At 66.6% G+C, this 652-nt stretch carries 1 protein-coding gene; it reads left to right on the top strand.

The features are described 5' to 3' along the window. Nucleotides 1-652, top strand: a 652-nt coding sequence (locus tag DPM33_RS35685) for a DUF5801 repeats-in-toxin domain-containing protein (RefSeq protein ID WP_208648495.1), incomplete at both ends; no start/stop codon positions are given.

The raw sequence follows: 652 nt of genomic DNA on the forward strand, positions 1-652 counted from the left end.
ACGACGACGGGCACGCTGACCTTCTCGGATCCCGACGGCGCGACCGTGACCGGTGTTCAGGCCGGCAACATCGGCAGCGACGTGACAGGCAATGTCGGCACGAACATCAACGGGACGTATGGCATCCTGCATCTCAACGCGGACGGCACTTACACCTATACGTTGACGTCGCCGGAAGCGAACGTCCCGGCGGGCAATGATGGCGCCAATGTGCAGCCCGGGCAGGACGTGTTCACGTTCACCGTGACCGACGGCCTTGGCAATACATCCACGTCGACCATCACGATCAATATCACGGACGATGTTCCCTCGATCGCGCTGAGCGGCACGCCGGCGCCGACGCTGAACGTGGATGAGAGCTACCTGACGGCGGCCACCAACGGCATCAACGGCTCGGGCACCGGCCCGGCCGGCTCGACCACCGACACGCAGAGCTTCGCCGGCGCCTTCACCGTGGTGCAGGGTGCCGACGGCGCCACCACCGCCTACAGCGTCAGCCTCTCGGGCTCGGCCTCCAACCTGATCGACTCGGCCACCGGCCAGGCCGTGGTGCTGTCGCAGAGCGGCAACACGGTGTCGGGCTATGTGACCGGCCACAGCGGCGACCCGGCCTTCCTGGTGTTCACGCTTTCGGTCAACGCCTCGACCGGCG

The organism is Mesorhizobium hawassense, assembly GCF_003289945.1.
In the GTDB taxonomy this organism is placed as follows: Bacteria; Pseudomonadota; Alphaproteobacteria; order Rhizobiales; family Rhizobiaceae; genus Mesorhizobium; species Mesorhizobium hawassense.